The organism is Xanthomonas sp. MUS 060, from assembly GCF_000963215.1.
Taxonomy (GTDB): Bacteria; Pseudomonadota; Gammaproteobacteria; order Xanthomonadales; family Xanthomonadaceae; genus Xanthomonas_A.
Map to the genome: position 1 here is coordinate 430,147 of NZ_JZIM01000001.1, position 22,518 is coordinate 452,664.

The window sequence follows — 22,518 nt, forward strand, 5'->3', positions numbered from 1 at the left end:
TCCGATTGCAGCGCAGGGGTTCTGCCTGCAGGTGCTTCATTTCATTCGATGAGTTTCCCGATGACCGAACATCCCCGCCTTCCCGCTCACGCCGTCCAGTCCAAACTCGCGCCGCATCCCCGTATCCGCAATGTCATCGCTGTCGGCTCCGGCAAGGGCGGAGTGGGCAAGTCCACCACCGCGGTGAATCTGGCCCTGGCCCTGCAGCGCCAGGGGGCACGGGTCGGGGTGCTGGATGCCGATGTCTATGGGCCTAGCGTGCCGGCCATGCTTGGGTTGAGCGGGCGACCGGACAGCCCGGACGATAAGACGATCGAGCCGATGCGGGCTTTGGGCATCGAGGCGATGTCGATCGGCCTGCTGGTGGATCAGGACACGCCGATGATCTGGCGCGGGCCGATGGCGACCTCGGCGTTGACCCAGTTGTTCGCCGACACGCTGTGGGACGACTTGGACTACCTGCTGATCGATCTGCCGCCGGGTACGGGCGACATCCAGTTGACCCTGGCGCAAAAGATCCCGGTGGCCGGTGCGGTGATCGTCACCACCCCGCAGGATATCGCCACGTTGGATGCGAAAAAGGCGCTGAAGATGTTCGAGAAGGTCGAGGTGCCGGTGCTGGGCATTGTCGAGAACATGGCGATGCACACCTGCAGCCAGTGCGGCCATGTCGAGCATGTGTTCGGCGCAGGCGGTGGCCAGCGTATGGCGCAGGAGTATGGCGTGCCGCTGCTGGGGGCGCTGCCGCTGGAGATCTCGATTCGCGAGCAGGGCGATGCGGGCACGCCGATCGTGGTGGCGGCGCCGGAGTCGGTGGCGGCGCAGGCCTATCTGGCTACGGCGCAGCGTCTGGTCGAGGAGTTGCGCAAGCGGCCACGCGCGGCCATCCCGATTGCCGCAACGTTGCGCTGAAGGGCGAGGCTGCCTCCGCGAATGGCCTGCGACCGGCTAGAATCGCCGGTCGTTGCGGCCCGCTTCCGGCGTCGGTCGCGTTTCCGGCTTACAGGCTGCGGCCTGCCGCCATTGGCATCAGGACTCCCCATGAGCATCAAGAGCGACCGTTGGATCCGCCGCATGTCCGAACAGCACGGCATGATCGCGCCGTATGAACCGGGCCAGATCAAACAGGTCAACGGCGAGCGCATCGTCAGTTACGGTACCTCCAGTTATGGTTATGACGTGCGTTGTTCGCGCGAATTCAAGGTGTTCACCAACATCAACTCGACTATCGTCGATCCCAAGCACTTCGACAGCGGCAGTTTCGTCGACATCGAGTCGGATGTCTGCATCATCCCACCCAACAGTTTCGCCCTGGCGCGGACGGTGGAGTACTTCCGCATTCCGCGCAGCACGCTGGTGGTTTGCCTGGGCAAGAGTACCTATGCGCGCTGCGGCATTATCGTCAACGTGACCCCGCTGGAACCGGAGTGGGAAGGGCACGTGACCCTGGAGTTCAGCAACACCACGCCATTGCCGGCACGCATCTATGCCAATGAAGGCGTCGCGCAGATGCTGTTCTTCGAGTCCGACGAAGTCTGCGAGACCAGTTACAAGGATCGTGGCGGCAAGTACCAGGGCCAGACCGGCGTGACGTTGCCGAGAACCTGAGTTTTCCTCTCGATCTCGATGGCCGGTCGCGGCGAGCGCTTGCCAGACAAGCATTGCCTGCACGATCCGAGCGCTGGTGCCGCAGTGGTCAACGTCCCCCGCTGATTCCTCGTGCTGACAACCGTGTGGCGGTGGCCAGCGTGGTCGCGGTTATTTACCGCGACCGAACAGCATGCCGACGCCGACCGCGACCAGAATCGCTGGCCACCAGGTGGCGATCAATCGGCCCAGGCTCAGATGGGTCCAGCCCAGGTTGTTGGCCAGGAACACCAGGCCGATCAGGATCAGCACGATAGCGGCGATCGCATTGGATTTCATTGGGGTGCGGTTTCCGCAAATTTAAGGTTGCTTATCGTAGCCGCTGGCGCCAGGCCGCGACACGCGCCTGCAGCAGATCGGCGGGGAGCCGCTGTGCCGGACCGCTGCCCCAGACCGGCCCCGGCCAAGCCGCATCGTCCGGGTGCCGCCCCAGCACATGCACGTGCAACTGCGCCACCACGTTGCCCAGTGCGCCGATATTGAGCTTGTGCACGCCCGGCTCCTGGCGCAGTAAATGCGAGAGTTGATTGATCTCGGCCAGCAGCAGACGTTGCTGAGCACCATCCAGGTCGATCCACTCGCGGGCATCGGCCACCCGTGGCACCAGCAGCAGCCATGGGAAGCGGGCATCGTCCATCAGCCGGACCTGCGATAGCGGTCCGTCGGCGACGAACGCACTGTCGGCGTCCAGGCGTGGATCCAGTACGAACTCAGCCATGGCGGTGGCTCAACTCAAATGCTCGGCGAGGAAAGTCAGGCTGCGTTCGCGTGCGCGCTCGGCGCTGTCGGGATCGTGATGATGCGGATCGACGTGGCGGTCGAAGCCGTGTCCGGCTGGATACACGAAGGTCTGCATCTGCGGCAACTTCTCGCGGTGCTGCTGCACCGCTTCGGCCGGGATACTCTGGTCGTGCGCGCCGAAGTGGAATAGCACCGGTGCTTTCGGCGTCTCGTCTAAAAATTGGGTGTTGCGCCCGCCGTAGTAGCTTACCGAAGGCAGGCCCAGGCGCAGTGCCGCCAGCAGTGCGACGCTGCCGCCCCAGCAGTAGCCGAGGGTGCCGACCTTGCCTGCGGGGGCCAGCGCCTGTGCGGCGGCCTGCACGATGTCCAAGGCCCGCTCGAAGCCGAGCGCGCCGACCAACTCCAGGCCCTTGTGTATGCCGTCCTGATCGTATGTCAGTTGCACGTCTTTCTCGATGGGATCGAACAGTGCCGGCGCCAGTACCGCGTAGCCCTGGGCGGCATAGTGCTCGGCGACTTCACGGATGTAGGCGGTGACGCCGAAGATTTCCTGGATGATCACCAAGCCGGCGCGTGGGGCGTCGTCGGGCTGAGCGTGCCAGGCGCAGACCTGGCCGTGCGCGGTGACGAGAGTGATCCAGTGGCCCATGCTGCGCTCCTGTGGCGGACGATGCGGGGGATTATCCATTGGGACGGCCAAGGTGGGGGAGCGGGTCAACGAATGGGTGCTGTGATGCCGCGCACGCCAGCTTGGCCCGGTATAATTCGCGCGCTTTTTCTCCAAGGCTCCGGACCCCGGCCCCATGTCTCTCGCCACCCCCAAAGTCGGCTTCGTCAGCCTCGGCTGCCCGAAGGCCTTGGTCGACTCCGAGCGCATCCTCACCCAACTGCGCGCGGAGGGCTATGCGATCGTGCCAAGCTACGACGCGGCTGACGTGGTGGTGGTCAACACCTGTGGTTTCATCGATGCGGCGGTGGCCGAGTCGATGGAGGCGATTGGCGAGGCCATGGCCGAGAATGGCAAGGTGATCGTCACCGGGTGTCTGGGCAAGCGCTCGGAGCAGATTCGCGCGGCGTACCCGGATGTGCTGGCGGTGTCCGGCCCGCAGGACTATCAAAGCGTGATGGAGGCGGTACATGCGGCGTTGCCGCCACGCCACGATCCGTTCGTGGATTTGTTGCCGCGCGGCCGCGGTAGCAGCGAGGACGACATCGGGGTCAAGCTGACCCCGCGCCATTACGCGTATCTGAAAATCTCCGAAGGCTGCAATCACCGTTGCAGCTTTTGCATCATTCCGTCGATGCGCGGCGATTTGGTGTCGCGTCCGGTCGACGAGGTGTTGCGCGAGGCGGAGCGCTTGGTCAAAGGCGGGGTGCGCGAATTGCTGGTGGTCTCGCAGGACACTTCGGCCTATGGGGTGGATCTGAAATACGCCGAACGCCAGTGGCGCGGCCGCGCCTATCAGACGCGGATGACCGTGCTGTGCGAAGGATTGGCGGAACTAGGCGCGTGGACGCGATTGCACTACGTGTATCCGTATCCGCATGTGGACGACGTGATCCCGCTCATGGCCGAAGGCAAGCTGCTGCCATATCTGGACATCCCGTTCCAGCACGCCAGCCCGCGCATTCTCAAACTGATGAAGCGGCCGGGGGCGGTCGAGCGCACCCTGGAACGTGTGCAGCGCTGGCGCGCGTTGTGCCCGGACATCACCTTGCGTTCGACCTTCATTGTCGGCTTCCCTGGTGAGACCGACGCCGAGTTCGAACAACTGCTGGAGTTTCTCGACGCCGCTCAGCTCGATCGCGTCGGCGCTTTCGCCTATTCGCCAGTGGAAGGTGCCAGCGCGAATGCGCTGCCTGATCCGGTCCCGGAGGCGCTCAAGCAGGAACGGTTGGCGCGCTTCATGGCACGACAGGCGGAGATTTCCGCAGCGCGCTTGGAAACCAAGATCGGCAGCGTGCAGGAATGCCTGGTGGATTTGCTGGAAGATGGCATCGCCGTGGCACGTTCCAAAGCCGATGCGCCCGAGATCGATGGACTGGTGCATATCCAGAATGGTGCCGAATGCGGCCTCAAACCGGGCGATTTGGTCCAGGTGGAGATCACCGAAAGCGACGAACACGATCTATTCGGCGATGCCCTGCCGATGGAGCATGTGCCGTCGCGGTCACTGGATTTGCGGGTACTCTGAGGTCGGTTGGATCGGCGCATACGGTGCGTTGGCGTCGCAGTTTCAAGTCGCGCCATACTCCACCGCCACCACCACGAAACGATGGTGGCCACCGGGCAGCAGCGCTTCCACCTCGTCATCAATGCGTTTTTTCAGTAGTGCCCGCGCCAACGGCGAATCGATGCTGATCCAGCCGCGCGCGGCGTCGGTTTCGTCCGGGCCGACGATGCGGTAGCGACGTCGTTCGCCACTCTCGGCATCTTCCAGTGCGATATGCGCGCCGAAGAACACGGCTTGCGGGTCCGACGGAGCGTCGGCGATCACGCGCAGCGCTTCCAGGCGTTTGCTCAGGTAGCGCACGCGGCGGTCGATCTCACCCAATTGCTTTTTGCGGTAGGTGTATTCGGCGTTCTCCGAGCGGTCGCCCTCGGCCGCGGCCGCGGCCAGCGCCTTGACCACCTCCGGGCGGCGCAGGCGCCACAGTTCGTCCAGTTCCGCCTTGAGTCGGGCATGGCCTTCCGGGGTGATCAGTGCGGTGCTTTTTTCGGCAGGAGGGCGCCAGCGGCTCATCGGGATGTAACGACGCAGAAGCAAAGCGGCGATGCTAGCGCGTGTGTCCAGCGTGCGCACCTGTGTGTGCTGCTGGGCTGATCGGCACGGAGTGGGTGGCGATGAACGTTGTCCCTCCGCAGATAGCGCAACAATCGTCACCGGCTTGCCGCGATGCGATCACGGGGGCTACTCTGCGCCCTTTCCGTCGCTGCGTTCCGCCATGCCCTTTACGTTCCGCCTCTCCAACGTGTGGTCCGTCGGGGCCGCCATGGTGCTGCTCTGTGCCGTCCCCGCTGCCCATGCTGCTCGTGTCTCCGCTCGCGATCAGGCCGCCATGGCGGTTCTCGATCAGCGTCTTGCCGCCGCAGAGAAGCGCTACAACGATGCCATGGTGCTGGTCGGTAACAACGACCCCAAGGGCACTCAGCAGAGCGATGCCGCGCTGGAGGATATCGAGGATGTGATCCAAGCCTGCATCAAGCTGCGCAATTGCCAGGTCGGTACCTATCTGGGGGCATACAAGCGTCTGCTGAAGGCCAAGACCGATGCGCAAGGCACGGCCAGCGATGCCGATGCAGATGTCGCTACCGACGAGGCACAGCCGTTGCAGGCCGATCCCGATCACATCAGTCCGCTGGCCGCCGACGTGCCAGAGGCATTGCGCGCGGCGCGTCTGCTCAACGACAAGCGTCATGCTTTCGATTCGATGGTGGAATACAACCCGGCAGTGCAGGCCGGTATCCGTCGCTGGCTCACCGACATGCGTCCGTCGCTGATGAGCAGTTATGAGAACTACCAGAACCTGCGCGCGGTGATGTGGCCGGAATGGGAGAAGCGCAACCTGCCCGAGGCGCTGCTGTTTGGCATCATCGCCAAGGAATCCAACGGTCGTGTGCACGCCAGTTCGCGTGTGGGTGCGGCTGGGCTGATGCAGTTCATGCCGGCCACTGGACGCCGTTTCGGCCTGGGGCCCGATGGCAGCGGTTTCGATACCCGTTACGACGCACGTAGTGCCGCAGAGGCCAGCGCCACCTACATCAACGAGCGCATGGCCGAACTCAATCGCAACGTGGAACTGGCGCTGGCTGGCTATAACGGTGGCGAAGGTCGCGCCGCGCGGGTGTTCAACCAGATGCAAGGGCATAGTTTCTGGGATGCGGGGGTGTACAACCAGTTCCCACCCGAGACCAAGGACTATGTGCCGATGGTGATCGCCGCCGCTTGGATCTTCCTGCATCCGCAGCAGTACGGCGTGGCATTCCCCAAGGTCAATGCACAACCGGCGATCCTGCGTCTGACCAAAGCCACCACCATCTACGAGTTGACCATCTGCCTGGGCAGCGATGGCACCCGCGAGGGCTATATGCGGGTGTTGCGCAATCTCAACCCGCGTTACGAGCCCGATGGTTGGATTCCAGCCGGGGCCACCCTCAACGCCACCACCAAGATTGTCGGTCTATACAGCCGTTACTGCGTGAGCGGTCCGCGCGCCGATCTGGCCCGTGCGCTGATCACCGCCGACGTCAATGCCGCCGTGCGCAATGGCCGTAGTGCGCCGGCGACCGATGTCACCGGCAATGTCGCGGTGGGCGATGTCAGTCAGGTCGCCGGTGTGCGGACCACGGCGGGCAGCGCTCATCCGGCACCGGTCAAGTCCAAGGAGAAGCAGAAGCCGGTGCGAAGCTATCGGGTCGGCAAGGGCGACACGCTGGGTAAGATCGCCGACCGTCATGACTGCGACATCAAGGAGTTGGCCAAGGCCAACGGTTTGCGAGCGCCTGGTTATGCGTTGAAGCCGGGGCAGTCACTGAGACTGTCCGGCTGCGAAAAATAGTCGCTGAAAATAACCGTTGACGTGGTTGCGTCAGGCGGGTGATGCGCCTGAAGCGTGCACCAGGCGGTTGCCAGTCACTTCCTTTTCCAGTGCCTCGTTCGCTGACTGGCGCTGAGGTGAGGGTGCCGAGCGATTGGCTTGGATGTGATGGGGGTGAGGCGGATTTCTCGACGCAACCTCGGGCCGTCTACCGCTGTCGTGCTTCAGTGCTGCAGCCGTCGTGCCAGGGCTTGGCCGAGTCGCACCGGCGATTCCGCCGTCAGCGTCGGGTCGAACGCGGCCACGCCGGGCGGGAGCAGGACGATGACCGTGGAGCCATAGTTGAAGCGCGCCATCTCCTCGAATCGTGGCACGGTGATTCCCTTGCCGCGCCAGTCCTTGCGGGTGATGCGCTCGGCGTAGCGCGGGATTTCCACGCCGCTCCACACCGTTTCCACACCCGAGACCAAGAGCGCGCCGACCATGACCGAGACCATCGGCCCGAAGTCGGTCTCGAAATGGCAGACCAGGCGCTCGTTACGCGCGAACAGTCGTGGCACGTGGCGCACCGCATCGGTGCCGACGCTGAACAAGCGCCCCGGCACGTGCACGGTCTCGCGCAGGGTGCCGGTCCAGGGCATGTGTACGCGGTGGTAGTCGCGTGGCGACAGATACACGGTGGCATACAGGCCATTGGCGAAGGGCGCTGCGGCTGCGGCATCGCCGAGTAATTCCGCGGCAGTGAACGACTGGCCTTTGGCTTGAAAAATGCGTCCATCCTCGATCTGGCCGAGTTGGCTGATGCGGCCGTCCGCCGGCATCAGCAGCGTCTGTGGATCGGCATCGGCGACACGCACGCCAGGCTTCAATGCGCGGGTGAAAAAGGCGTTGAAGGTGGGGTAGGCGCGCGCATCGGGCTGCGCTGCTTCGCTCAGGTCCACGCCGAAGCGGCGTACCACGGTGTCGATCAGCCATTGTTTCAGTGCTGGTCGCGGCGAATACGCCAGGCGCCGCGCCAGCGACGACAGCAGCCGATGCGGTAGCACGTAGGTCAAACGGGTCGTGAGACTCATGGTGTGGTGGTCTTGGTCAGCGCTTGCAGATCGGCTGCGATCGCCGCCGCGTCGAACGGTGGGCGGATCAATCCAGCTTGCCGACCCTGCGGATCGAGCACCGCGATCGCGGCGGAGTGGTCCATGCTGTAGTCATTGGGATTCTGCGCGAAATGCGTGCCGGGTACTTTCTGGAACACAAAGCCCAGTGAGGTGGCGAAGCGTTCCAGTTCGGGTACGTCGGCGGTGGCGGCGAGCGTGTCCTTGTGGAAGGCGTGCACGTATTCGCCCAGTCGCGTCGGCGTGTCGCGCTGCGGATCGACCGAGACGAACAGCACGCGCGGGCGCACGCTGTCCGGGATCGTCTGCCATTGCGTCTGCGCACGGGCCAGGGTCGCCAGGGTGGTGGGGCAGACATCCGGGCAGGCGGTGAAGCCGAGGAACAGCAGTGTCCAATGGCCCTTCAGCGCGCTGGGCAGCATCAGCGCGCTGCCGTCTGATTGGCGTAGATGGGCCTCGGGCAGGGCGCGCGGCTGTGGATACAGGGTCACGGTGCGGGTTCGCGGCCAGGCCGGGGCGGGGCCGTCGATGAAGAACCTTTGCGCTAGCAGCAATCCCAGGCCAGCGGCCAGGGCAACCACCAGGACGATGCCGAAGGTGCGATTGAACATACGGATGCTGATTTCCCATGCAACGAACGCTCATCATAGCGGTCGGGCCTCTATAATCGGGGTCTCAATCGCCTTGCTTGTTGCCATGACTGCCGACGCGGCCGCCGAACTCCACACGCTCATCGACCTGATCCGCTACGGCACCAGCCGTTTCAATGCCGCCGAGTTGAGCTTCGGTCACAGCTACGACAACGCGCTGGACGAAGCCACCCATCTGGTCCTGCACGCGCTGCATCTGCCGCACGATCTGGGGCCGGCCTATGGCAGTGCGCGGGTCACCACGCCGGAGAAGGCACAGGTGCTGGCGTTGTTCGAACGCCGCATCGCCGAGCGCATCCCGGCCGCCTACCTGACTGGCGAAGCCTGGTTCGCTGGATTGAATTTCAAAAGCGATCCGCGTGCGTTGGTGCCGCGTTCGCCAATCGCCGAATTGATCGAGGCCGGCTTCGAGCCCTGGCTGGCCGGGCGTGCGGTGAGCCGCGCGCTGGACCTATGCACCGGCTCGGGCTGCATCGCTATCGCGATGGCCCATTACAACCCGAACTGGCAAGTGGATGCGGTCGACATCAGCGACGATGCGCTGGCGCTGGCTGCACAAAACAAACAACGCTTGCTGGCCGACAACGTCGCGCTGATCAAATCCGACCTGTTCGCCGGGCTGGACGGGCGCCGTTACGAATTGATCGTCACCAATCCTCCTTACGTCACCCATGCCGAAACCGACGCACTGCCGCCGGAGTACGCGCACGAGCCGGAACTGGGCCTGCGTGCCGGCGACGATGGCCTGGATCTGGTGCTCAAGATCCTGCGCGACGCGCCAGCGCATCTGAGCGAGGAGGGGCTGTTGATCTGCGAAGTCGGTGAATCCGAGCGTGCGCTGGTGCAGTTGTTGCCGCACGTGGACTTCGCCTGGATCGAATTCAAGGTCGGGCAGATGGGCATTTTCGCCGTGGAGCGCAGCGCCCTGGTCGCGCACCACGCGCGCATCGCCGCGCTGGCCGCACATCGGTGATGCCACAGCCATGAGCGCGAACAGCTTCGGTACCCTGTTGACCGTCACCACCTTCGGCGAATCGCACGGGCCGGCCATTGGCTGCGTGGTCGATGGCTGCCCGCCCGGGTTGGAACTCGATGCCAGCGAATTCACCCACGATCTGCAGCGCCGCGCCAGCGGCAAGAGCCGGCATACCTCGGCACGGCGTGAGGCTGATGAGATCGAAATTCTCTCCGGTGTCTACGAGGGGCGCACCACCGGCACTCCGATCGGTCTGCTGATCCGTAACACCGACCATCGCAGCAAGGACTACACGCATATCGCGCGCCAGTTCCGTCCGGGACATGCGGACTACAGCTACTGGCAAAAATACGGCATCCGCGATCCGCGTGGCGGCGGCCGCTCTTCTGCACGCGAAACCACGATGCGCGTGGCTGCAGGCGTGATCGCGAAGAAGTGGCTGGCGCAGCGCTATGGCGTGCGCGTGCGCGGGTATCTTGCGCAGTTGGGGGATCTGCTGCCGCAAGGCTTTGCCTGGGACGCGGTGGAGGGCAACGATTTCTTCTGGCCGCATGCGGAGCAGGTGCCGGCGCTTGAGGCGTACATGGACGCGCTGCGCAAGTCCGGTGATTCGATCGGTGCGCGGGTCACGGTGATCGCCGACGGCGTACCGCCCGGATGGGGTGAGCCGATCTACGGCAAGCTCGATGGCGAACTGGCCGGTGCCTTCATGAGCATCAATGCGGTCAAGGGCGTGGAGATCGGCGACGGCTTCGCGGTGGTCACCCAGAAGGGGACAGAGCATCGTGATCTGATCGCTCCCGACGGCTTCCAATCCAATCATGCCGGCGGCGTGCTCGGCGGTATCGCCACCGGCCAGCCGATCGTGGCCTCGCTGGCATTCAAGCCCACGTCCAGTTTGCGTTTGCCCGGTGCCACGGTGGATGTGGACGGGCAGACGGTGGATGTCATCACCACCGGCCGCCACGATCCCTGTGTCGGCATCCGTGCCACCCCGATCGCCGAGGCGATGATGGCACTGGTGTTGATGGATCAAGCGCTGCGTCACCGCGCGCAGTGCGGCGACGTCGGCGAGATCGGGCCGCGCATTCCCGGCACTGGCGATGGCTGACCTGCGCCCACGGGTGTGGGTCAGCCAGCCGCTGTTCGACGATGTCGTCGCTCGGCTGGACGCGCATTGCGCGCTGACCACCACCACCACGGTGAACACGTACACCTCGGCGCAACTGTCCGCTGCGTTGGCGCCGCTGGATGGCGCACTGGTCACCCTCAACGAGCGCATCGGTGCCGCCGAGATCGCCGACGCACCGCGCTTGCGCGCCATTGCCAATGTCGGCGTGGGTTACAACAACCTGGACCTGGATGCGCTCAGCGCCGCCGGCATCGTCGCCACCAATACCCCCGATGTGCTGACCGAGACCACCGCCGATCTCGGCTTCGCACTATTGATGGCCGCCGCGCGGCGGATCACCGAAGCCGAGCGCTGGTTGCGCCAGGGACACTGGGGGCAATGGTCGTTTCAGACCATGTTGGGTGCCGATCTGCATGGCAGCACCCTCGGCATCCTCGGCATGGGCCGGATTGGTCAGGCCGTCGCGCGTCGCGCCGCCGGCTTCTCGATGCGCGTGCTGTATCACAACCGCCGTCGTCTGCCGGAGTCGTTGGAACAAGCGCATCGCGCCGAGTATGTCGGCTTCGACGCGCTGCTGGCGCGTGCCGACCATCTGCTGCTGGTATTGCCTTACAGCGTGCAGTCGCACCACATTGTCGATGCCGCCGCGCTCGCCAAGATGAAGCCGACGGCGACGCTGGTGAACATCGCCCGCGGTGGTCTGGTCGATGAGCTTGCGTTGGCTGATGCCTTGGCGCATGGGCGTCTGGCCGCGGCGGGACTGGACGTGTTCGAAGGTGAGCCAACGGTGCGTCCGGAATTGCTGGCGCTGCGCAACGTGGTACTAACCCCGCATATCGGCAGCGCCAGTGCGGCGACCCGTCGCGCGATGGTGGCGCTGGCGGTAGACAATTTACTTGCTGCGTTGGGCATTGGTGCCGACGCGGGACATCCGCCCAATGCCTTGAACCTGGATGCGATCACGGCGTCGGTTTCGGTCAACGCCGCGTCTGCGATAGTGGACAAAAAACGATAGGGAGCCTGCGGCGGTCCGTGCGATGTGCATGGCAGGTTCCCCGAATCCATCTGACACTACGGCGGTTTTTCCTCCACATTTTTCCTGCGAATCCAACATCCCCATGAGCAACCCAACTCGTCGTTTCAACGTCGCTGTCGTCGGTGCCACCGGTGCCGTCGGCGACACCATGCTGAGTATCCTCGCCGAGCGCGATTTCCCTGTCGCCACGTTGTTCCCGCTGGCATCCGAGCGCTCCGCCGGTGGGCAGATCGAGTTCAAGGGCCAGAAGGTCACGGTGCTCGACCTGGCGACCTTCGATCCCACGGGCGTGGACATCGCGCTGTTCTCCGCAGGTGGCGACATCTCCAAGCAATACGCACCGAAATTCGCTGCGGCCGGTGCGGTGGTGATCGATAATTCCTCGGCTTTTCGCTATGACGACGATGTGCCTTTGGTGGTGTCGGAAGTGAATCCGGACGCGCTCAAGCAGCGCCCGCGCGGTATCGTCGCCAACCCCAATTGCTCGACCATGCAAATGATGGTGGCCCTGGCGCCGCTGCACCGCGCATTCAACATCGAGCGCATCAACGTGGCGACCTACCAATCGGTTTCCGGTGCCGGTCGTTCGGGCATGGAAGAGTTGGGCAAGCAGACCGCGCAGTTGCTGGCGTTCCAGGATATCGAACCGCAGAAATTCCAGGCGCAGATTGCATTCAACCTCATTCCGCATATCGACGAGTTCCTGGACAACGGCTTCACCAAGGAAGAGATGAAGCTGGTCTGGGAGACGCGCAAAATCCTCGGCGACGACAGCATTCAAGTGAATCCGACCGCGGTGCGTGTGCCAGTGTTCTATGGTCATTCCGAAGCGGTGGCGATCGAAACCACGCGCAAGCTGACTGCGGAGCAAGCACGCGCGTTGCTGGCTGCCGCCCCGGGCGTGGAGGTTGTGGACGAGCGCAAACCCGGCGGTTACCCGACGCCGGTGACCCACGCTTCCGGAAACGATGCGGTCTACGTCGGCCGCATCCGCGAGGATATTTCGCATCCGCGCGGGCTCAATCTGTGGATCGTTTCCGACAACATCCGCAAGGGTGCCGCGCTCAACGCGGTGCAGTTGGCGGAGCTGGTGGCGCAGGAGGGCTGAGCAACCCGGGCGCGGCCTGGTGCGATTGCAGGCGCGCCCTTAGGGGGGCTGTCGAGGTGGAATACCGCCAAGGCCAGGGCATCCCCTGGCCTTGTGTTTTCCGGGTCCGGAATCCCGCGTACCGGCTTTCATATATATTTAGCGGCATGACACCAACTGGCAATGACGGGATGCGCAGAGGACCCCCCTTGTTCCGTCCCAGCTTTGTCGCCGGCCATGCGCCGATTGCGCTTGCCGCCGGTCATGCCTGGCGGACGCTGTGCGCGCTGCTGTTGCTGACATGCAGCCAGGCGGCGTTTGCGCTGGGTCTTGGCGATATCCGCGTGCTGTCCAGGCCGGGTGAACCATTTCTGGCCGAGATCCCGGTGATCTCCAACCAGCCGGGCGAACTCGAGCAAGCGCAGGTGGCGCTGGCTTCCCCGGCAACCTTCGCGCGGGTTGGCCTGGAGCGTCCGCAAGGTTTGGTCAGCGAGTTGCAGTTCCGTTTCGCGCAGACCAAACAGGGGCGCGCGGTGATCCGGGTCAGCAGCACTACGCCAGTCACGTTGCCGTCGCTGAGCTTTCTGATCGAGGTCGATTGGGGGCAGGGGCGGTTGGTTCGGGAATATTCCGCGTTAATCGACACGCCCAACACTGCCACGGTGGTGGATGCGCCGGCAATCAAGGCTCCGGCTGCAGTGCCGTCTGATCGCATTGCCCGCCGCGCATCCTCATCGGTGCCGCCGTCGGCGGAGGCGGCTGCTCCGGCACCGGTGCAGGCGAACCGGACGGTGACGCCAGCCGCCGCGTCAGTGGCTTCGTCTGCCGACGCGCTGGCGCCGGTGCGTGCCGGGCAAACGTTGTCGCAGATTGCCGGGCAACTGGCGCGCGTTAACGGTCATTCGCTTGACCAGACCATGGTCGCGCTGTTGCGCGCGAACCCCGACGCCTTCATTCGTGGCAATCTCAACCTGCTCAAGCGGGGCGCCGTGTTGCGTAAGCCGCCTCCGGAGGAGTTGACTCGCCTGGATGCCGCCGCCGCCGCCGCGTTGGTGCGCGAGCAGGCCGCACACTGGCGCGATGCTCGGACATCGGTGCCGCAGCCTGTGCAGGCGCAGCAGGGCAGTGCGGCGTCAACGATCAAGCCAGTTGCCGCGACGTCTACTGCCGCGTCCGGCGCACGCCTTGAAATCGCGCCGGCGGTACCGGCACCGCGCCGTGGGGCGGGAGCCAAGTCCGGCACTGGTGCTGGCAATGAAGGAGACATGGTGGCGACGCAACAATTGCAGCAGGCACGCGAAGATCTCGCAGTACGCGATGCCGAGGTCCAGGAACTGCGCTCGCGGGTCGAACAACTGGAAAAGCTCAAGACGCAGCAGCAGCAACTGCTCGCGCTCAAGGACAGTGATTTGGCTGTGGCACAGAAGCGTCTGGCCCAAGCCGCACCGGCGCAGCCGGTTCCTGTCCATGGATCGGCCGGTTCGTCGCTGTGGCCATGGGCTGGATTGAGTCTGTTGGTAGTGGGCGTTGGCGCCTGGTGGTTGTCGCGCCGTCGTAAGCCCTCGCCGTTGCCGCCCTTGTCGGAATACGACGACGAGGCGGCGGTGCTGGCGGCATCGGTTCCCGTGGTTGCGCGTCACGAGGTGGATGCGCTGGAGTCGTCACCGCTGGATCACCTCGATCGCACCGAGTCGCACGACGCCTCAGTCCCGCACCAGACGAGCCACGCTGCGGCTGCAGACGAGAGTGATCGCGCACAGCAAGAAGATGCCATGGATGCATTCGAGCGCGAGATGGCGCAACACGCGCATCGTCATGATGTGGTGGAGCCTGTGTCGTTTGCACCGCCGATCGACCTTCATCGTGGCGATGCTGCGACTGCGGCCGAGCCGATATCGGCGGAAACGTCGCTGCCCACTGCCGAGGCGCCTTGGTCCCCGTCGCCCGCGCCGACTGCAGTCGGCCGGCAGGAACCGACCTGGCATCCGCCCGAGGTGCCAGTGGTCGCCGTGCCGGAATCACCGTATCCGCCGGTCGGTCGCGAGCGACTGGAGTTGGCGGTGGCCTACATGGATCTGGGCGATCACGAGACTGCGCGCACTTTGTTGGTCGAGGTGGCCGCCAGTGGCGATCCCACCGCGCAAGCGGAAGCGCGGCAGTTGCTGGAGCGTCTGGGTTGATGCAGGCATGCGGCGCGCGGCGCGCTTGCCGCCGCCGTCCTGATGGCATCGGGACGGCGCTAATGCACGCTGCTTTTTTCATGCCAGCCAGCGGCCTGCGTCATTGCGGGCCGAGGCGGCGGCTTGCCGCTGTCATCGGTGTGGACCTGCGCTTGGTTGGGTTGCTGCAGGTGGGTGGCGCGTCGGCAGCGTTCGGCGCTTGGCTCGCGTTGCCAGGGGGGCCGCCATGCGCTACGCGTTAGGCGTGGAATACGACGGCAGTGCGTTCCATGGCTGGCAGCAACTTGGTGAATCCGGCGGCCCGAGCGTCCAGGCGACGCTGCAGGCGGCGCTGTCGTCGGTGGCCGATGTGCCGGTGAGTGTGGTCTGTGCCGGGCGTACCGATGCCGGCGTGCATGGCGAGTGCCAGGTGGTACATTTCGATTGCGCTGTGCTGCGCCCGCCTCGTGGCTGGATGTTGGGCGCCACGGCGCGGTTACCTCCCTCGGTGTGCGTGCGCTGGTGCGTGCCGGTCGCAGACGATTTCCATGCGCGGTTTTCTGCGCATGCGCGTCGTTACCGTTACCGTCTGCTCAACCGTCAGGTGCGTCCGGCCTTGTACCGGCGGACGCTGAGCTGGGAGCGGCGGCCACTACAGGCCGAGGCGATGCACATCGCCGCGCAGGCGCTGTTGGGCGAGCAGGACTTCAGTGCGTTCCGCAGCGTCCAGTGCCAAGCTCTACATGCGCGCCGCCAATTGCAGTCAATCGTGGTCACGCGCAGCGGTGAACTTGTCGAGTTCCAGCTCCAGGCCAATGCATTTCTTCATCACATGGTGCGCAATATCGTGGGGTCGCTTGTCATGGTCGGAACGGGCGAAAAGCCGGTGTCCTGGATTGGCGAACTTCTGTCTGGACGCGATCGTCGTGTCGCAGGTCCGACCGCACCGCCGCAGGGGCTGGTCTTCGTCGGTCCGCTCTATCCCGCCCACTGGACGCTTCCGGAGGAGGTCACTCTATGAATCGAACCTTATATCGTACTCGCATCAAGTTCTGCGGCATGACGCGTGCCGGCGACATCCGCCTTGCAGGCGAGTTGGGCGTGGATTCGGTCGGGTTCGTGTTCGCCCATGGCAGTGCGCGGCGGGTCGCGCCGACCGAGGCGCGGGCGATGCGTCAGGCCGCTGCGCCGATGGTGGATGTGGTCGCATTGTTTCGCGACAATCCCAAAGACGAGGTGCGCGAGGTGCTGCGCACGCTGCGCCCGACGCTGTTGCAGTTTCACGGCGATGAAGACGATGGGTTTTGCCGCAGTTTCAACCTGCCTTATCTGAAGGCGGTGCCGATGGGTGGCGGCGAGGTCAATGCGCGCACGCTGCAGTTGCAGTTTCCCAACGCGGCCGGGTTTCTGTTCGATAGCCATGCTCCCGGCGAGAGCGGCGGGTCGGGCAAGACGTTCGACTGGGCGCGATTGCCAACCGGGCTGCATCGGCCGTTGCTGCTCGCTGGCGGCATTACCGGCGACAACGTCTTCGATGCGATCGTCTCCACATTACCGTGGGGTGTGGATGTCTCCAGTGGCATCGAAAGTCAGCCGGGGATCAAGGACGGCAACAAGATGCGCCGTTTCGTCGAGGAAGTCCGCCGCGCCGACTGCCACGAATTGGCCCACAGTCGCTGAGTGCGGCAACGTCCGCCGCGTGATGCGGCGGACGCATGCTTGTCGCGTCCGTGCGTGTCGTCAATTTGCAGGGCGCCGCGTTGGTGTTGGCGTCTCACCCGCGCAATTCGGTGGCCAGCCAGCCGGCTAATGCTTCCACTCTGGGGTCTTGCCTTTCGCGTCGCGTGCATAGTGCCCATTGCCCGCCGGTTTCGACGAAGCCCCATGGCGCCAGCAGGCGTCCGTTGGTCAGCTCGTCGGCGACCAGGGGCTGTGGCGCGATCGCCACGCCAATCCCGGCCAGTGCCGCTTCGAGCAGGTAGTACAGATGCTCGAAGCCGGTGCCGTAGCGCAACTGCGCCGGGCTCATGCCTTGTGCCTGAGCCCAGGCCGGCCAAGCCTGTGGCCGCGACGCGGTATGCAGCAGCGGCCACTGCTGCAGCGCCGTCGGTGCCGCTGCACACAGCGTCTGCGCCTGTGGCAGCGCAGGACTGAGCACCGGGCCGATCCGTTCCGGTGCCAGCACGTGAACCTGCCAATCCTGCGGCCATGGCGCCTGACCCAATAGCAGCACGGCATCCAGTCCCTCCAGGTCGGTGGCGAACTCGCCCTCGTGTGCGGACAAGTGCAGGGTGAGCGAGGGCAAATCGCGTTGCAGTGCCTGCAGGCGTGGGATCATCCAGCGGGCCAGAATGCTGCCTGGACAGCCTAATACCAGTGCCGACGGCCGGCTCGGCTGGCGCAGTTCTGCCACGGCATCGTGCAAATGGGCGAAGGCGCTGCCGACCGCCTCGCATAGGCGTTCGCCGGCGGCGGTCGGACAAATGCCGCGTCCCGCGCGGCGCAGCAGTGCCAGTCCCAGGTCCTCCTCCAGCAAGCGCACCTGACGGCTCACCGCGCCATGAGTGACGTGCAGTTCCGCCGCTGCGGCACCGACGCTGCGCAGTCTGGCGGTGGCCTCGAATGCGCGCAGGGCGTTGAGCGAGGGGAGGCGGCGCAGGGCGTTCATGTGAATTTTCCTGACGGATATGGTCAGATTTTATAGGTTTTTACGGGCCAATATGTGCGCTAAAGTGTTTCCCTGCTTCCGCTGCCCAGCGACTGCCATGGCCTCTGTTCCCATCAGCGATTTCCACGCCTATCCCGATGCCGCCGGCCATTTCGGCCGTTATGGCGGTCGTTTCGTCGCCGAGACCCTGATCGGCCCGCTGCATGAGTTGGCTGCCGCCTACGATGCCGCGCGCCGGGATCCGGCGTTCATCGCCGCCTACGACAAGGATCTGGCCCATTACGTTGGCCGGCCCAGCCCGATCTACCATGCCGAGCGACTTAGTCGCGAAGTCGGCGGCGCGCAGATCCTGCTCAAGCGCGAAGACCTCAATCACACTGGCGCGCACAAGATCAACAACACCATCGGCCAGGCTTTGCTGGCCAACCGCATGGGCAAGACCCGCATCATCGCCGAGACCGGCGCGGGTCAGCACGGCGTGGCCAGTGCCACCGTGGCCGCGCGGCTGGGGTTGGAGTGCGTGGTGTACATGGGCGCCACCGATATCGAGCGGCAAAAGATCAACGTCTACCGGATGAAGCTGCTCGGCGCCACGGTGGTGCCGGTGACGTCCGGTTCGGCCACGCTCAAGGACGCGCTCAACGAGGCCATGCGCGATTGGGTGACCAATGTGCAGGACACCTTCTACATCATCGGTACCGTTGCCGGTCCCGATCCGTATCCGCGCATGGTGCGCGATTTCAACGCCATCGTCGGGCGCGAAGCGCGCGCGCAGATGCTGCAGGACTACGGTCGCCTGCCGGATGCGATCAGCGCCTGCGTCGGTGGCGGCAGCAACGCCATCGGTATGTTCCACGCCTTTCTCAACGATGCTTCGGTGAAAATCTACGGTGCCGAAGCCGCGGGCGACGGCATCGCCAGCGGTCGCCACGCCGCTTCGATCGCCGCCGGGCGTCCGGGTGTGCTGCATGGCAACCGCACCTACGTGATCTGCGACGACGATGGGCAGATTATCGAGACCCATTCGGTTTCCGCTGGCCTGGACTACCCAGGTGTCGGTCCCGAGCATGCCTTCCTGGCCGACAGCGGTCGCGCCACCTATCAGGGCATCACCGACGACGAGGCGCTGGCGGCGTTCCATCTGCTGGCACATACCGAGGGTATTCTCGCTGCACTGGAGTCCAGTCACGCGGTGGCGCAAGCGATCAAGCTGGCGCGGGATTTGCCCAAGGACGCGCTGGTGCTGTGCAACCTCTCCGGTCGCGGCGACAAGGATGTGCACACCATCGCCGCGCGCGAAGGGTTGACGCTGTGAGCGCGCTCGCTGTGATGCGGTGCTGTGCCGCGTGGTCGCGCGTTGGCGATGGTGCGCAGAACGAGGACGTAATGGGAGAAAACAACGTGGAAACGAAGTGTTGCAGCATCGGGGACGCGCTGGCCTGCATCGGGGGCCGTCCGTGAGTGTCGCTGTGGGGCGCATCGCCGCGCGGTTGGAGCTGTTGCGCCAGGCTGGACGCAAGGCGCTGATTCCGTTCTTGACCGCCGGAGATCCCTCGCTGGAGGCGACCGTGCCGGCGATGCATGCGTTGGTCGAGGCCGGTGCCGATGTGATCGAACTGGGCGTGCCGTTTTCCGATCCCATGGCCGATGGTCCGACCATCCAGCGCAGTTCAGAGCGCGCGCTGGCGCGCGGTGCCGGGCTGCGCTACGTGTTGGAGACGGTCAGTGCATTCCGCCGTGACGATACGGTTACGCCGGTGGTGCTGATGGGCTATCTCAACCCGGTCGAAATCCACGGCACTGCGCGTTTTGCCGAGGAGGCGGTGGCCGCTGGTGTGGATGGCGTGCTGTTGGTCGACTTGCCGCCGGAAGAGTCGGTCGAGACCCTGGCGGTGTTCGCCGATGCCGGTCTCGATTTGATCGTGCTCGCCTCGCCGACCACCAGCGATGCGCGCCTGAAGTTGTTATGCGATACGGCGCGCGGCTACCTCTACTACGTCAGTTTCGCCGGCGTGACCGGGGCCGACCGGCTGGATACGCACGCTGCCGGTGATCGGTTGCGCCAGTTACGGGCGCGTTGTCCGGTGCCGGTGGTGGCCGGCTTCGGCATCAAGGACGCCGCCAGCGCCAAGGCCATGGCGACCGATGCCGATGGCGTGGTGGTCGGCAGCGCCCTGGTTGCCGCGCTCGCCGAGGCCGCGACCCCACAGGCGGCGCGCGTTGCCGCCCTGGCGTTCCTGGCGCCTCTGCGACAGGCGCTGGACACGCACGGCTGAGCCCCGGCCCCGTGCGTGTCCGGCCAGGGCACGTGCCACCCAGGCCCGCGCCCTGCGCTAGACTGTCGCCCCTTGGTGGCCCGACGGGCCGCGCGACTGGATCGTCATTCAGCATGAGTTGGCTCAGCAAATTGATGCCTTCGGGCATCCGTACCGATAGCACCCCCAGCAAAAAGCGCAGTGTTCCCGAGGGTTTGTGGGAGAAGTGTCCCAACTGCGGCGCCGCGCTTTACAGGCCGGAGCTGGAAGAGAATCTGGAAGTGTGTCCCAAGTGCGACCATCACCTGGCGATCCGCGCGCGCGCGCGCCTGGCGGCGCTGTTCGATGCGGACACGGCACCCACCGAGATCGGTGCGCGTCTTGGGCCGACCGATGCGCTGAAGTTCAAGGACCAGAAGAAGTACGGCGAGCGCATCAAGGCCTCGCAGAAGAACACGGGCGAATACGATGCGCTGGTCGCGATGCGGGGACTGCTCAAAGGCCAGCCCCTGGTTGCCGCCTCGTTCGATTTCGCCTTCATGGGCGGCTCGATGGGCTCGGTGGTGGGCGAGCGGTTCGCGCTGGCCGCCGAGGCCGCGTTGAAGATCGGTGCGCCGTTCGTGTGTTTCTCCGCCAGTGGCGGTGCGCGCATGCAAGAAGGGTTGTTCTCGCTGATGCAGATGGCCAAGACCTCCGCTGCGCTGGGGCGCCTGCGCGAGGCGGGTCTGCCCTACGTGTCGGTGCTGACACATCCGACCACGGGTGGTGTGTCGGCCAGTTTTGCCATGCTGGGCGACATCAATATCGCCGAGCCGCATGCGTTGATCGGCTTCGCTGGCCCGCGGGTGATCGAGCAGACCGTGCGCGAGACCTTGCCGGAAGGCTTCCAGCGTTCGGAGTTCCTGCTCGATCACGGCGCGATCGACCAGATCTGCGACCGCCGCGAAATGCGCGACCGTTTGGCCGAACTGTTGGCGATGCTGATGCGTCAGCCGGCACCGGCGAAGACGGAGGCGGCGTGACGCTGGGGACCCGAGACCCGGGTCCCGGGTCAGGCGGTTTCTCGCAGCGGATGTATCGCGCAACCCGCGCGCGGGCGTCCATCGCTGGCAGCGCTGTGCGCTTTCCCTGGGTCCCCGGTCCCGATTCCCGAGTCCCGACTGTATGAGCGTGCGCAAGTATTTCGGCACCGATGGCATCCGTGGTCGGGTCGGCCAGGGAGCGATTTCGGCCGATTTCGTCATGCGCCTGGGCAACGCGCTGGGCAGGGTGTTGGTCGCCTCGGGCAATGCACAGCCGACCGTGGTGATCGGCAAGGACACGCGCATTTCCGGGTACATGTTCGAGTCGGCGCTGGAGGCAGGGCTGGTCGCGGCAGGCACCAACGTACAGTTGTTCGGTCCGATGCCGACGCCGGCCGTAGCGTTTTTGACCCGCACGCTCGGGGCCGATGCCGGCATCGTCATTAGCGCTTCGCACAATCCGCACTACGACAACGGCATCAAGTTCTTTTCCGCCGAGGGCGAGAAGCTCGACGATGCGACCGAGCTGGCGATTGAAGCGGCACTCGATGCGCCGTTCGCCACGGTGGAATCGGAGCGTCTGGGCAAGGCGATGCGCGCGCGCGATGCGATCGGCCGCTACATCGAATTCTGCAAGGCCAGCGTCTCGCGCGGTTTCGATTTGCGCGGGTTGAAGCTGGTGTTGGACTGCGCGCATGGCGCGACCTATCACATCGCGCCGCTATTGTTCCGCGAACTGGGCGCGGAGGTGATCGCCATTGGCGCGGCGCCGGACGGGCTCAATATCAATGCCGGCGTCGGCTCGATGCATATCGACACCCTGGCCGATCACGTGCGCCGTCACGGCGCGCACCTGGGCATTGCCTTCGACGGTGACGGCGACCGCGTGTTGATGGCCGACGACCAGGGCAATCCGGTCGATGGCGACGACTTGCTGTATGTGCTGGCGTGCGGCTGGCACGCCACTGGCCGCTTGCGCGGGCCGGTGGTCGGTACGCTGATGACCAACTACGGGCTGGAAAAGGCGTTGGCGCAGTTGCAGTTGCCCTTCCTGCGCGCCAAGGTCGGCGACCGCAACGTCCATCAGGCGCTGGTCGAACACGGCGGTGTGCTCGGCGGCGAGACCTCCGGGCACATGCTGTGCCTGGATCGGGCCACCACAGGCGATGCCATCGTGAGTGCGTTGCAGGTGCTGGAAGTGCTCAAACGCTCCGGCCAGAACTTGCGTCAGGCGCTGAAAGACCTGCACAAAGTGCCGCAGCAGACGATCAACGTGCGCTTGCAGCCCGGTGTGCGCCCGCTGGAGGCGGCCAGTGTGCAGGCCGCGCAGGTGGCGGCGCAGGCGGCAGTGCAGGGGCGCGGGCGTGCTTTCCTGCGCGCTTCCGGCACCGAGCCGGTGGTGCGGGTCACGGTCGAAGCCGACGATGTCGAATTGATGCGCCGCACTTTGGATGCACTCGTCGAGGCGGTCCGTGACGCGGCGTGAGTCGATCG

The 22,518-nt window shown here is 65.1% G+C and carries 22 protein-coding genes; 15 read left to right on the forward strand and 7 right to left on the reverse strand.

Annotation, left to right across the window (positions count from 1 at the left end):
* Positions 1–60 precede the first annotated feature (60 nt).
* The gene (gene apbC / locus XANALMUS060_RS01970; RefSeq protein WP_045736901.1) at positions 61–912 is read left to right on the forward strand and encodes an iron-sulfur cluster carrier protein ApbC; all 852 of its coding nucleotides are present in this window, start codon (positions 61–63) and stop codon (positions 910–912) included.
* 129 nt (positions 913–1,041) lie between these two features.
* Positions 1,042–1,608 carry a dCTP deaminase gene (gene dcd / locus XANALMUS060_RS01975; RefSeq protein ID WP_045727155.1) on the forward strand — a complete coding sequence of 189 codons (567 nt, stop codon included), beginning with the start codon at positions 1,042–1,044 and terminating at the stop codon, positions 1,606–1,608.
* Between the two features lie 150 nt (positions 1,609–1,758).
* On the opposite strand, the gene XANALMUS060_RS21105 is transcribed toward dcd, so the two are convergent.
* The 3 genes from XANALMUS060_RS21105 to XANALMUS060_RS19495 are packed head-to-tail and all read right to left on the reverse strand — an operon-like array spanning position 1,759 to position 3,037.
* Positions 1,759–1,926 (reverse strand): DUF5668 domain-containing protein, encoded by a 168-nt coding sequence (locus XANALMUS060_RS21105; protein ID WP_012915497.1) that lies wholly within the window; start codon positions 1,924–1,926, stop codon positions 1,759–1,761.
* Positions 1,927–1,957: 31 nt separating this feature from the next.
* On the reverse strand, positions 1,958–2,365 hold the full coding sequence (locus tag XANALMUS060_RS19490; RefSeq protein WP_045736902.1) for an HIT family protein: 408 nt from the start codon (positions 2,363–2,365) through the stop codon (positions 1,958–1,960).
* Between the two features lie 9 nt (positions 2,366–2,374).
* Positions 2,375–3,037, reverse strand: a complete 663-nt coding sequence (locus XANALMUS060_RS19495; RefSeq protein ID WP_045737096.1) for a dienelactone hydrolase family protein — start codon at positions 3,035–3,037, stop codon at positions 2,375–2,377.
* 154 nt (positions 3,038–3,191) lie between these two features.
* Between XANALMUS060_RS19495 and rimO the strand changes: the two genes are divergently transcribed.
* Positions 3,192–4,583, forward strand: a complete 1,392-nt coding sequence (gene rimO / locus XANALMUS060_RS01995) for a 30S ribosomal protein S12 methylthiotransferase RimO (protein WP_045736903.1) — start codon at positions 3,192–3,194, stop codon at positions 4,581–4,583.
* A gap of 42 nt (positions 4,584–4,625) precedes the next feature.
* Here the strand turns inward: rimO and greB are convergent, their stop codons facing one another.
* Positions 4,626–5,132 (reverse strand): transcription elongation factor GreB, encoded by a 507-nt coding sequence (greB, locus tag XANALMUS060_RS02000; RefSeq protein WP_045736904.1) that lies wholly within the window; start codon positions 5,130–5,132, stop codon positions 4,626–4,628.
* Positions 5,133–5,334: 202 nt separating this feature from the next.
* Between greB and XANALMUS060_RS02005 the strand changes: the two genes are divergently transcribed.
* Complete coding sequence (locus tag XANALMUS060_RS02005; RefSeq protein WP_045736905.1) at positions 5,335–6,948, forward strand: transglycosylase SLT domain-containing protein; 1,614 nt, start codon at positions 5,335–5,337, stop codon at positions 6,946–6,948.
* 203 nt (positions 6,949–7,151) lie between these two features.
* Here the strand turns inward: XANALMUS060_RS02005 and asd are convergent, their stop codons facing one another.
* Together asd and XANALMUS060_RS02015 are read right to left on the reverse strand one after the other, a co-directional pair.
* Positions 7,152–8,000 carry an archaetidylserine decarboxylase gene (gene asd, locus XANALMUS060_RS02010; protein WP_045736906.1) on the reverse strand — a complete coding sequence of 283 codons (849 nt, stop codon included), beginning with the start codon at positions 7,998–8,000 and terminating at the stop codon, positions 7,152–7,154.
* Positions 7,997–8,650, reverse strand: coding sequence for an SCO family protein (locus XANALMUS060_RS02015; protein WP_045736907.1), 654 nt, complete (start codon positions 8,648–8,650; stop codon positions 7,997–7,999). The genes asd and XANALMUS060_RS02015 overlap by 4 nt, the downstream gene beginning before the upstream one ends.
* 85 nt (positions 8,651–8,735) lie before the next feature.
* Here XANALMUS060_RS02015 and prmB point away from each other — a divergent pair, with 85 nt between their 5' ends.
* The 7 genes from prmB (at position 8,736) to XANALMUS060_RS02050 (ending at position 16,759) form a co-directional block, all read left to right on the forward strand.
* The gene (gene prmB / locus XANALMUS060_RS02020; protein WP_045736908.1) at positions 8,736–9,662 is read left to right on the forward strand and encodes a 50S ribosomal protein L3 N(5)-glutamine methyltransferase; all 927 of its coding nucleotides are present in this window, start codon (positions 8,736–8,738) and stop codon (positions 9,660–9,662) included.
* A gap of 10 nt (positions 9,663–9,672) precedes the next feature.
* Positions 9,673–10,776, forward strand: coding sequence for a chorismate synthase (gene aroC, locus XANALMUS060_RS02025; protein ID WP_045736909.1), 1,104 nt, complete (start codon positions 9,673–9,675; stop codon positions 10,774–10,776).
* Complete coding sequence (locus XANALMUS060_RS02030; RefSeq protein ID WP_045736910.1) at positions 10,769–11,812, forward strand: D-glycerate dehydrogenase; 1,044 nt, start codon at positions 10,769–10,771, stop codon at positions 11,810–11,812. Before aroC ends, XANALMUS060_RS02030 begins: the two co-directional genes overlap by 8 nt.
* Before the next feature lie 103 nt (positions 11,813–11,915).
* Complete coding sequence (locus XANALMUS060_RS02035) at positions 11,916–12,941, forward strand: aspartate-semialdehyde dehydrogenase (protein ID WP_045736911.1); 1,026 nt, start codon at positions 11,916–11,918, stop codon at positions 12,939–12,941.
* A gap of 266 nt (positions 12,942–13,207) precedes the next feature.
* Complete coding sequence (locus XANALMUS060_RS02040; protein WP_045737097.1) at positions 13,208–15,100, forward strand: FimV/HubP family polar landmark protein; 1,893 nt, start codon at positions 13,208–13,210, stop codon at positions 15,098–15,100.
* Positions 15,101–15,326: 226 nt separating this feature from the next.
* Positions 15,327–16,100: a tRNA pseudouridine(38-40) synthase TruA gene (gene truA, locus XANALMUS060_RS02045; protein ID WP_045736912.1), complete on the forward strand. Its 774-nt coding sequence runs from the start codon at positions 15,327–15,329 to the stop codon at positions 16,098–16,100.
* Positions 16,097–16,759: a phosphoribosylanthranilate isomerase gene (locus tag XANALMUS060_RS02050; protein WP_045736913.1), complete on the forward strand. Its 663-nt coding sequence runs from the start codon at positions 16,097–16,099 to the stop codon at positions 16,757–16,759. Before truA ends, XANALMUS060_RS02050 begins: the two co-directional genes overlap by 4 nt.
* A gap of 94 nt (positions 16,760–16,853) precedes the next feature.
* Here XANALMUS060_RS02050 and XANALMUS060_RS02055 read toward each other — a convergent pair whose 3' ends face one another.
* Complete coding sequence (locus XANALMUS060_RS02055; protein ID WP_045736914.1) at positions 16,854–17,747, reverse strand: LysR family transcriptional regulator; 894 nt, start codon at positions 17,745–17,747, stop codon at positions 16,854–16,856.
* 97 nt (positions 17,748–17,844) lie between these two features.
* Between XANALMUS060_RS02055 and trpB the strand changes: the two genes are divergently transcribed.
* From trpB to glmM, 4 genes are all read left to right on the forward strand, one after another.
* On the forward strand, positions 17,845–19,062 hold the full coding sequence (gene trpB, locus XANALMUS060_RS02060) for a tryptophan synthase subunit beta (protein WP_045736915.1): 1,218 nt from the start codon (positions 17,845–17,847) through the stop codon (positions 19,060–19,062).
* Positions 19,063–19,204: 142 nt separating this feature from the next.
* Positions 19,205–20,023: a tryptophan synthase subunit alpha gene (gene trpA, locus XANALMUS060_RS02065; protein WP_152640359.1), complete on the forward strand. Its 819-nt coding sequence runs from the start codon at positions 19,205–19,207 to the stop codon at positions 20,021–20,023.
* A gap of 113 nt (positions 20,024–20,136) precedes the next feature.
* Entirely contained in the window at positions 20,137–21,024 is an 888-nt protein-coding gene (gene accD, locus XANALMUS060_RS02070; protein ID WP_045736917.1) for an acetyl-CoA carboxylase, carboxyltransferase subunit beta, read from the forward strand.
* 142 nt (positions 21,025–21,166) lie between these two features.
* Complete coding sequence (glmM, locus tag XANALMUS060_RS02075; protein ID WP_045736918.1) at positions 21,167–22,510, forward strand: phosphoglucosamine mutase; 1,344 nt, start codon at positions 21,167–21,169, stop codon at positions 22,508–22,510.
* Positions 22,511–22,518 lie beyond the last annotated feature (8 nt).

Coding starts and splice junctions, on each gene's coding strand:
- XANALMUS060_RS19490 (WP_045736902.1), bottom strand. CDS start 2,365: ATGGCTGAGTTCGTACTGGATCCACGCCTGGACGCCGACAGTGCGTTC.
- XANALMUS060_RS02030 (WP_045736910.1), top strand. CDS start 10,769: ATGGCTGACCTGCGCCCACGGGTGTGGGTCAGCCAGCCGCTGTTCGAC.
- XANALMUS060_RS02005 (WP_045736905.1), top strand. CDS start 5,335: ATGCCCTTTACGTTCCGCCTCTCCAACGTGTGGTCCGTCGGGGCCGCC.
- asd (WP_045736906.1), bottom strand. CDS start 8,000: ATGAGTCTCACGACCCGTTTGACCTACGTGCTACCGCATCGGCTGCTG.
- XANALMUS060_RS21105 (WP_012915497.1), bottom strand. CDS start 1,926: ATGAAATCCAATGCGATCGCCGCTATCGTGCTGATCCTGATCGGCCTG.
- apbC (WP_045736901.1), top strand. CDS start 61: ATGACCGAACATCCCCGCCTTCCCGCTCACGCCGTCCAGTCCAAACTC.
- rimO (WP_045736903.1), top strand. CDS start 3,192: ATGTCTCTCGCCACCCCCAAAGTCGGCTTCGTCAGCCTCGGCTGCCCG.
- XANALMUS060_RS02015 (WP_045736907.1), bottom strand. CDS start 8,650: ATGTTCAATCGCACCTTCGGCATCGTCCTGGTGGTTGCCCTGGCCGCT.
- XANALMUS060_RS19495 (WP_045737096.1), bottom strand. CDS start 3,037: ATGGGCCACTGGATCACTCTCGTCACCGCGCACGGCCAGGTCTGCGCC.
- aroC (WP_045736909.1), top strand. CDS start 9,673: ATGAGCGCGAACAGCTTCGGTACCCTGTTGACCGTCACCACCTTCGGC.
- prmB (WP_045736908.1), top strand. CDS start 8,736: ATGACTGCCGACGCGGCCGCCGAACTCCACACGCTCATCGACCTGATC.
- dcd (WP_045727155.1), top strand. CDS start 1,042: ATGAGCATCAAGAGCGACCGTTGGATCCGCCGCATGTCCGAACAGCAC.
- XANALMUS060_RS02050 (WP_045736913.1), top strand. CDS start 16,097: ATGAATCGAACCTTATATCGTACTCGCATCAAGTTCTGCGGCATGACG.
- truA (WP_045736912.1), top strand. CDS start 15,327: ATGCGCTACGCGTTAGGCGTGGAATACGACGGCAGTGCGTTCCATGGC.
- XANALMUS060_RS02055 (WP_045736914.1), bottom strand. CDS start 17,747: ATGAACGCCCTGCGCCGCCTCCCCTCGCTCAACGCCCTGCGCGCATTC.
- accD (WP_045736917.1), top strand. CDS start 20,137: ATGAGTTGGCTCAGCAAATTGATGCCTTCGGGCATCCGTACCGATAGC.
- glmM (WP_045736918.1), top strand. CDS start 21,167: ATGAGCGTGCGCAAGTATTTCGGCACCGATGGCATCCGTGGTCGGGTC.
- greB (WP_045736904.1), bottom strand. CDS start 5,132: ATGAGCCGCTGGCGCCCTCCTGCCGAAAAAAGCACCGCACTGATCACC.
- XANALMUS060_RS02035 (WP_045736911.1), top strand. CDS start 11,916: ATGAGCAACCCAACTCGTCGTTTCAACGTCGCTGTCGTCGGTGCCACC.
- trpB (WP_045736915.1), top strand. CDS start 17,845: ATGGCCTCTGTTCCCATCAGCGATTTCCACGCCTATCCCGATGCCGCC.